The following is a 7,542-nucleotide window of genomic DNA, read 5'->3' as shown; positions in this document are numbered from 1 at the left end:
AATGACGGCTCGCTGCTCGGCGTCGGCCTGACAGCCGCGAACTTCGTCACCGTGGCCACCGATCCGCTCTACTGGACGGTGACGCTGCGCTCGCTGGTCATCGCCGGTCTGGTGACGCTGGCGACGGTGGTGACCGCCTATCCGGTCGCCTACTATCTCGCCTTCCATGCCGGGCCGCGCCGCGGCCTGCTGCTCTTCCTGGTCACGCTGCCATTCTGGACCAGCTATCTTTTGCGCGTCTTCGCCTGGAAGATCGTGCTTGCCTATAATGGCGTGCTCAACTCTGCCTTCATCGAAAGTGGCATCTGGTCGGAGCCGACGCTGGCCTTCCTCAACACGCCGGCGGCGGTCGTGGTCACGCTTGCCCACGCCTACGCGCCCTTTGCCATCCTGCCGATCTATGTCGCGCTGGACACGATCCCAAAATCGCTGCTCGAAGCCGCTTCCGATCTCGGCGCCCGTCCGTTCACGGCGTTCCGCCGCGTCGTGCTGCCGAATTCGATGCCGGGCGTGCTGGCGGCGGCCCTCGTCGTCTTCGTGCCGACGGTCGGCGACTACGTCACGCCGGCCATGGTCGGCGGCCCGGCCAGCACCATGATCGGCACGCTGATCCAGTCGCAGTTCGGCAAGGCCAATGACTGGCCGTTCGGCGCCGCACTTTCCGTCTGCGTCATGCTGGTCATCCTGTGCGTGGTGCTGGTCGCGCGCGGCGCCGACCGCAGATTTGGCAGCCGCACATGAGCGCGACGCGCACCGACATCAACACGGGCGGCCGCTGGCTCGGCCTCTACGTGCTTGGCTATCTGGTCTTCCTCTATCTGCCGGTGCTGCTGATCCCGCTGTTTTCCTTCAACAATTCCATCCAGGCTGCGTTTCCGCTGCAGGGCTTCACGCTTGAATGGTACGAGACGCTCTATGGCAATCCGGTGCTGTCGGGCGCGCTCGCCAACAGCCTCGTCATCGCCGCGGTTGCAGCCACCGGCGCCACGCTCTGCGGCATCACCGTGTCCTATATGGATCTCTACGGCCGCTCGCCGCTCGCCGCCACGATCAGCGCCATCGCCCGGCTGCCGATCCTGATCCCCGGCGTCATCGTCGGCATATCGCTGCTGATTCTGGTCAATCTCATCGGCCTCGGCCCGTCGCGCGTTTCGATCGTGCTTGGGCACATCCTTGTCGCGCTGCCGACGACGGTGGTGGTGATGCGCAGCCGCTTCGCCGCTATTCCCAAAACCATCCGCGAGGCGGCGCTCGATCTCGGCGCCTCCGACTGGACGACGTTCCGGCGCGTCATGCTGCCGCTGAGTGCGCCGGCCGTGCTGTCGGCCTTCATGCTTGCCTTCCTTATCTCCTTCGACGAGTTCATCGTCGTCTTCTTCCTCGCCGGCACCGAGCCGACGCTGCCGCTCTACATCTGGAGCCAGCTGCGCTTCCCGCGCTCGCTGCCGACTGTCATGGCGCTGGGCACTGTGATCCTGGCCGTGTCCTTCATCATCGCCGGCTCAGCCGAAATCCTGCGCCACCGTGGCCTTGGCGCTGCGCGTCGGCCAGCCGCCGCCAAACCAGCCTGAACCACAACAAAGAAAGAGAGGAGAACGAACATGACATTCCAGCTGAAATCGATCACCGGACACAAGACCCGCGCCGGCCTTGCGGCCCTGGCGCTCGCGCTGTCGTCGACCGTCGCCTTTGCCGCCGACAAGCTGCAGTATTTCACCTGGTCGGGCTACGAACTGCCCGACTTCAACAAAAGCTTCCTCGCGGCCCATCCGGACGGCGTCGAGGCCTCGATCTTCGGCGACGACGACGACGCCTTCACCAAGGTCAAGGCCGGCTTCCGGCCGGACATCGCGCACCCCTGCTACGACAAGGTGGCGCGCTGGAACAAGGAAGGCCTGCTGCAGCCGATCGACACCAAGCGCATCAAGAACTGGGATTCGATCTTCCCGGTGTTCAAGAACCTGCCCGACATCCAGGCCGGCGACGGCAAGGTCTGGATGGTGCCGTGGGACTGGGGCAACACCTCGATCCTCTACCGCACCGATCTGGTGAAGAACCCCGAGGCGAGTTGGAACCTTCTGTGGGACAAGCAGTATGCCGGTCGCATGGCGACCATCGACGCCGTGCATGACACGCCGATCGTCGCCGCACTTCTGGCAGGCGTGAATCCGTTCGACATGACCCCGGAGCAGATGGACAAGGTGGCGGAAAAACTGCGCGAGCAGCGGCCGCTGCTGTCCAGCTACACCACCGACATGACCTCGGTCGAACAGGCGCTGGCAAGCGGCCAACTGGTCGCCGCCATGACCTGGAACGCGTCGGCTACGTCGCTGAAGAAGCAGGGCGTGCCGGTCGAGTTCATGAAGCCGAAGGAGGGCATGCTGACCTGGTCCTGCGGCTTCGTCATGCTGAAGGACGCCAAGAACGTCGATCTCGCCTATGACTTCATCAACAGCCGGCTCGACGCCGACTCCGGTAAGTATCTGATCCAGTCCTATGGCTACGGCAGTTCGCTGAGCACCGCTTTCGCCGGCGTGGCGAAGGACGAGCTGGAAAAGCTGCAACTGCCGTCGGATCCGGACGTGATGCTGAAGACCACCATCTTCACCGGGCCGATGAAGCAGAACGACGACGTCGCCAAGATGTTCGAGAAGGTGAAGGCCGGGGGTTGAGCGCCATTGCCAAAGCCGGTGCTGCCCCTCACCTGCCTGCCGGCATCCTCTCCCCGTATAGTGACGGGGAGAGGGGCGCTGTCATCGCCGCTTTCGCAAATCGCCGCTGTTGCTGCAGGAAGACGGCCGACGCTGCGGTCAGCCCCTTCTCCCCGTCACTATACGGGGAGAAGTGCCCGGCAGGGCGATGAGGGGTGGCGCCAACGCCGGTAAGACCAGAACCGGCTTTGTTGGCTGGCCAAAGTACTGCAACGAGGACGAACGCATGGACGTTTTTGACGAAGCCGCCGAAAGGTCGAAGGACGATGCCGATGTGCGCGTCGGCCGGCGCGTGCGGGCGCTGAGGCTGGAGCGCAAGCTGTCGCTGGCCGAGCTTGCGGCAAAGGCCGGCATTTCGATCGGCGCGCTCAGCCAGATCGAGCGAGGCATGTCCTCGCTGCGTGTCAAGGTGATCTGGCCGCTGGCCGCCGCGCTCGACATCGAACCGTCTGCGCTGATCGCCGACGGCAATGACGCCGTCAACGACCTCTATTGCGTGCGCGCCGACAAGCGGCGGCAGATACCGGTCAAGTCGGAAGGCATCGCCAAGGCATTGCTCTCGCCGCCAGCGGCCACGCTCACCGGCATGCTGGTTACGGTCGAGGCCGGCGGCGGCACGGCGGAAGCCTACGCCCATGCCGGCCACGAATTCGGCTTCGTGATAACGGGCGAGGTCGAACTGGTGGTCGATTGGACCACCTACGGATTGAAGGCCGGCGACAGCTTTGCCTTCAAGAGCACGCTTCTGCATGCCTTCCGCAACCCCGGCGCCGAGTGCTGCCAGATCCTCTGGGTCAACACGACAAAACCCTCCGAGGTGCGCGATGGCGCCTGATGCGACAGAGCAATTCCAGGAAAAGCGCGACACGGTTTTCCGTCCGGAATTGCGAGATGCATTAGTTCGACTGCAGAAAGTCTCAAAGGTCTTTCCGGGTGGTGTGGTTGGTCTCGACGCCGTCGACCTGGATATCGCTCCGGGTGAGTTCCTCACTTTGTTAGGGCCGTCCGGTTGCGGCAAGACCACCAGCCTGCGCGTCATCGCCGGTTTCGAGAGCCCGACCAGCGGCAATGTTCTGCTTGAAGGCCGCGACATAACGGGCCTGCGGCCCTTCGATCGTCCGGTCAACACCGTGTTCCAGGACTATGCGCTGTTCCCGCACATGGATGTCGCCGAGAATGTCGGCTTCGGCCTGTCGCTGCGCAAGCTCTCAGGCGCCGAGCAGGCGAAACGCGTCGGCGCGGCGCTCGACATGGTCGGCCTCGCCGACAAGCTCGGCGCCCGCGTCCTGGAACTCTCGGGCGGCCAGCGCCAGCGTGTCGCGCTCGCCCGCGCCATCGTCTGCGAGCCGCGCGTGCTGCTGCTCGACGAGCCGCTGTCGGCGCTCGACGCACATCTGCGCGAGCAGATGCAGGTCGAGCTGAAGCGGCTGCAGTCGCGGCTCGGCACCACCTTCGTCATGGTCACCCACGACCAGACCGAAGCGCTGTCGATCTCCGATCGCATCGTCGTCATGAACAAGGGCCACATCGAGCAGATCGCGCCGCCGGCAACCCTCTACGACCGCCCGGCGACGAAATTCGTCGCCTCTTTCATCGGCACCATGAACCTCCTGCCGTCGCGCTTCGTCGGCCGCGACGGCGAGCGCCTGCGCTTTGCCGCCGGCGAGCTGCCGCTGGAAGCTGTCTCCGAAACCGGCGAGATGCCGGCCGCCGGCGAGATGCGCACCATCGGCGTGCGTCCCGAGGATCTGTTGGCAGCCACCGAAGCCGCTGACGGCACCGCGCCGGCGCGGGTGAGCGGCGTCGTCTTTCACGGCCGCACGCTGCGCCTTCACGCCGAGCTGGGGCAAGAGATGCGGGTGGTGATCGATGCGCCGCGCCGCGCCGACGGTTTTCAGTTCAGCGTCGGCGACGTGGCGCATATCAGCCTGCGCCGCGGCGCCAGCTGCCCTATGCTTTCCAATTGACCGCTTGCCTCAGGACGCCCTGGCGAAAAAACCCTGATAGTCGGATTTGGCCTGCAGCAGGCGCAGGATGTTCTCGCGTGAGCCTCGCACATGCGCGCGGGCGCGCTCGCCGGCAAGCGCCACATCACCGGCGCAGATCGCGTCGACGATGCCGGTGTGCTCCTCGCGGGTGAGCTTCCACTCGTCCAGCCACAGAAGCTCCGTCCAGACATATTGCTGACACTTGTCGAGTATGCCGCAGAGCATGCCGGAGAGCATCTCGTTGCCGCCGATTTCGGCGATCACGCGATGCAGGTCGATACCGACCTGCAGTTCCTCGAACTGCTCCCTGGTGCTGCGGTCGGGGATCGCGGCCAGACGCTCGCACTCGGCAAGAACTGCGCGCAGCCGCGTCTTGTCGGCGGCGGTGGCGTTGGCCGCCGCCAGCTCGGTCGCGCGTCCGTCGAGCAGCTCGCGGATGTCGAAGGCCTCGCGGAACATGGTCAGATTGAACTCGGCGACCAGATAGCCCTGGCGCGGACGGCCGATGACCAGGCCGTCGCGCTCCAGCCGGTTGAAGGCCTCGCGCACCGGTGTGCGGCTGACCTTCAGGCGCTCGGCCATGTCGGCTTCCGTGACACGCGAGCCGGGCGGAATCTGGCCGGTGATGATCAGCGCCTTCAGCTTCTCGAACACCGAATCGCGCAGCGTGTTCTTTCTCTCCTTGCTCAAGCGTCCCGCCTCCAACGGTCTGTCATGGATTCGCAGTCTAGAGCCTTTTGGCGCTTGCTTGAAACAGGACCGTTTCGAGCAGAGTAGCGCTCCGGCCTTGGCCTCCATCTTTCGTCACCAAAAACGCATGGCGCGTGTTGACATCGGCCTCCGACGAATTACACTCAAAATTGTATACAAATTCGCATACCAAATCAACGATAATGGGAACACCGGTTGGAGAAGCGAAAATGACGAAGCTGCTTTGCATCAAAAGTCTTGCGGTCGCGGGGCTGCTGGCCTCGGTCGCCGTCCCGGCATCGGCCGCCGACACCATCACCGCCGCCTCCTGGGGCGGCACCTATCAGGAGGCGGAGACCAAGGCCTTCTTCGATCCGACGGCCAAGGAACTCGGCATCACCATCAAGCAGGACACCACCAACGGCCTCGACGACGTGCGCCTGCAGGTCACCGGCAATGCCGTCAAATGGGACATCACCGAGCTCGGTGCCGACGAATGCGCGCGCGGCTCCAAGGAAGGCCTGTTCGAGAAGCTCGACTACAGCGTCATCGACAAGAGCGGCATCAATCCCAAGCTCGTCCATGACGACTGGGTCGGCATCTCCTACACCTCCGTGGTGCTGATCTACCGGACCGACGTTTTCGGCGACAAGGGGCCGAAGACCTGGGCCGATTTCTGGAATGTCGAGAAATTCCCCGGCCGCCGCGCGCTCTCCGGCAGCCAGGCGACGGAAACGCTGAGTGTCGCCGCACTCGCCGAGGGCATTCCGATCGACAAGGTCTATCCGGTCGACATCGACGGCGCGCTGCAATCCGTCGACAAGGTCAAGGGCCATATCGACGCCTGGTGGACCTCGGGCGCCCAGGCCATGCAGCTCGTCAAGGACGGCGAGGTCGACATGGCGAGCATCTGGAACGGCCGCGCCGGCACCTTGCGCAAGGAAGGCGCGCCGGTCAGCTTCTCCTTCGACCAGGGCGTTCTCACCGCCGACTGCATGGTCATCCCCAAAGGCTCGAAGAACAAGGACCTCGCCATGAAGGCGCTGGCCAAGTTCGTCAGCCCCGACCTTCAGGCCAATTTGCCGCTCTATGTCGACAACGGCCCGGCCAACGAGAAGGCCTTCGAGACCGGCAAGATCCCGCCGGAGCGGATCAAGGACATCAATTCCGCGCCGGACAACGTCAAGAAGCAAGTGCTGCAGGATCCCGAATTCTGGCGCGACACCCTCGTCGAGGCGACCGAGAAGTTCAACAACCTGATCCAGCAATAGACAGGGTGGCACCGGTCGGGGCAGCGTCCAGGCGCTGCCCCAGCTCCGTCCCGCCATGAATGATCCGGAGTCCAGGGAGATGCTTTTGTCCATCGCGCCGACCGCGCTTCCCATCGGCATCAGCGGCATCGAAAAGAGGTTCGGCGGCGTCTCGGTGCTGCGCGATCTTTCGCTCGATGTCGCGGCGGGTGAATTCCTGACGCTGCTTGGCCCGTCGGGCTCGGGAAAGACGACGCTGCTGATGATCCTGGCGGGCTTCGTCAGGGCGAATGCCGGCAGCATCAAGGTCGGCGGCGAGGAGATCATCGCCATGCCGCCGCACCGGCGCAACATCGGCATGGTGTTCCAGAACTATGCGCTGTTCCCGCATATGAATGTCTTCCACAACATCGCCTTTCCGTTGAAGCAGCGCCGCGTCTCGACGGCGGAGACGGCCGAGCGCGTCGAAAAGGCGCTGGACCTCGTGCAGTTGACAGGGCTCGGCGAGCGCCGCGTCGACCAGCTTTCCGGCGGCCAGCGGCAGCGCGTGGCGCTGGCCCGCGCCATCGTCTTCGAGCCGCGCATCGTGCTGATGGACGAGCCGCTTTCGGCCCTGGACAAGAGCCTGCGCGAGCACATGCAGATCGAATTGCGCAATCTGCATCGCCGGCTGGGCATGACGACCGTCTACGTCACCCACGACCAGCGCGAGGCGATCACCATGTCGGATCGCATCGCCGTCATGAATGCCGGCTGCATCGAGCAGATCGATCGGCCGGAAGTGCTCTACGCCGCGCCCAAAACGCGCTTCGTCGCCGGCTTCATCGGCGATTCCAACTTCATCCCGGTCGAAAGCCGCAACGGCAGCGTCTGGTATGAGGACAGGAAGATCCGCATGACCTC

Annotated in this window: 8 protein-coding genes; 7 read left to right on the top strand and 1 reads right to left on the bottom strand. The window is 64.5% G+C overall.

The genetic code is table 11. From position 1 onward, the window contains the following. From EN738_RS27105 to EN738_RS27080, 5 genes are all read left to right on the top strand, one after another. Positions 1 to 741 (top strand): ABC transporter permease (locus EN738_RS27105; RefSeq protein WP_145966940.1); only part of this gene is annotated, 741 nt, incomplete at its 5' end. Then, positions 738 to 1,571 (top strand): ABC transporter permease, encoded by an 834-nt coding sequence (locus tag EN738_RS27100; protein WP_127286373.1) that lies wholly within the window; start codon positions 738 to 740, stop codon positions 1,569 to 1,571. The genes EN738_RS27105 and EN738_RS27100, both read left to right, overlap by 4 nt. Positions 1,572 to 1,601: 30 nt before the next feature. Then, positions 1,602 to 2,672, top strand: coding sequence for an ABC transporter substrate-binding protein (locus tag EN738_RS27095; protein ID WP_127286372.1), 1,071 nt, complete (start codon positions 1,602 to 1,604; stop codon positions 2,670 to 2,672). A gap of 265 nt (positions 2,673 to 2,937) precedes the next feature. After that, on the top strand, positions 2,938 to 3,546 hold the full coding sequence (locus EN738_RS27085) for a cupin domain-containing protein (protein ID WP_127286376.1): 609 nt from the start codon (positions 2,938 to 2,940) through the stop codon (positions 3,544 to 3,546). Continuing rightward, the gene (locus EN738_RS27080) at positions 3,536 to 4,678 is read left to right on the top strand and encodes an ABC transporter ATP-binding protein (protein WP_127286371.1); all 1,143 of its coding nucleotides are present in this window, start codon (positions 3,536 to 3,538) and stop codon (positions 4,676 to 4,678) included. Before EN738_RS27085 ends, EN738_RS27080 begins: the two co-directional genes overlap by 11 nt. Before the next feature lie 9 nt (positions 4,679 to 4,687). Here EN738_RS27080 and EN738_RS27075 read toward each other — a convergent pair whose 3' ends face one another. Then, the gene (locus EN738_RS27075; protein ID WP_189605993.1) at positions 4,688 to 5,389 is read right to left on the bottom strand and encodes a GntR family transcriptional regulator; all 702 of its coding nucleotides are present in this window, start codon (positions 5,387 to 5,389) and stop codon (positions 4,688 to 4,690) included. A 230-nt stretch (positions 5,390 to 5,619) separates the two neighbouring features. On the opposite strand from EN738_RS27075, the gene EN738_RS27070 reads away from it, so the two are divergent. Together EN738_RS27070 and EN738_RS27065 are read left to right on the top strand one after the other, a co-directional pair. Further along, positions 5,620 to 6,660 carry an ABC transporter substrate-binding protein gene (locus tag EN738_RS27070; RefSeq protein ID WP_127286370.1) on the top strand — a complete coding sequence of 347 codons (1,041 nt, stop codon included), beginning with the start codon at positions 5,620 to 5,622 and terminating at the stop codon, positions 6,658 to 6,660. Positions 6,661 to 6,745: 85 nt separating this feature from the next. Beyond that, on the top strand, positions 6,746 to 7,542 hold a 797-nt coding region (locus EN738_RS27065), incomplete at its 3' end, for an ATP-binding cassette domain-containing protein (protein WP_127286374.1).

The organism is Mesorhizobium sp. M4B.F.Ca.ET.017.02.2.1, assembly GCF_003998955.1.
Classification (GTDB): domain Bacteria; phylum Pseudomonadota; class Alphaproteobacteria; order Rhizobiales; family Rhizobiaceae; genus Mesorhizobium; species Mesorhizobium abyssinicae.
Note: the sequence above shows the minus strand (reverse complement) of the source record. Positions and strands in the feature narration are given on the sequence as shown.

Coding starts and splice junctions, on each gene's coding strand:
- EN738_RS27100 (WP_127286373.1), top strand. CDS start 738: ATGAGCGCGACGCGCACCGACATCAACACGGGCGGCCGCTGGCTCGGC.
- EN738_RS27095 (WP_127286372.1), top strand. CDS start 1,602: ATGACATTCCAGCTGAAATCGATCACCGGACACAAGACCCGCGCCGGC.
- EN738_RS27085 (WP_127286376.1), top strand. CDS start 2,938: ATGGACGTTTTTGACGAAGCCGCCGAAAGGTCGAAGGACGATGCCGAT.
- EN738_RS27080 (WP_127286371.1), top strand. CDS start 3,536: ATGGCGCCTGATGCGACAGAGCAATTCCAGGAAAAGCGCGACACGGTT.
- EN738_RS27070 (WP_127286370.1), top strand. CDS start 5,620: ATGACGAAGCTGCTTTGCATCAAAAGTCTTGCGGTCGCGGGGCTGCTG.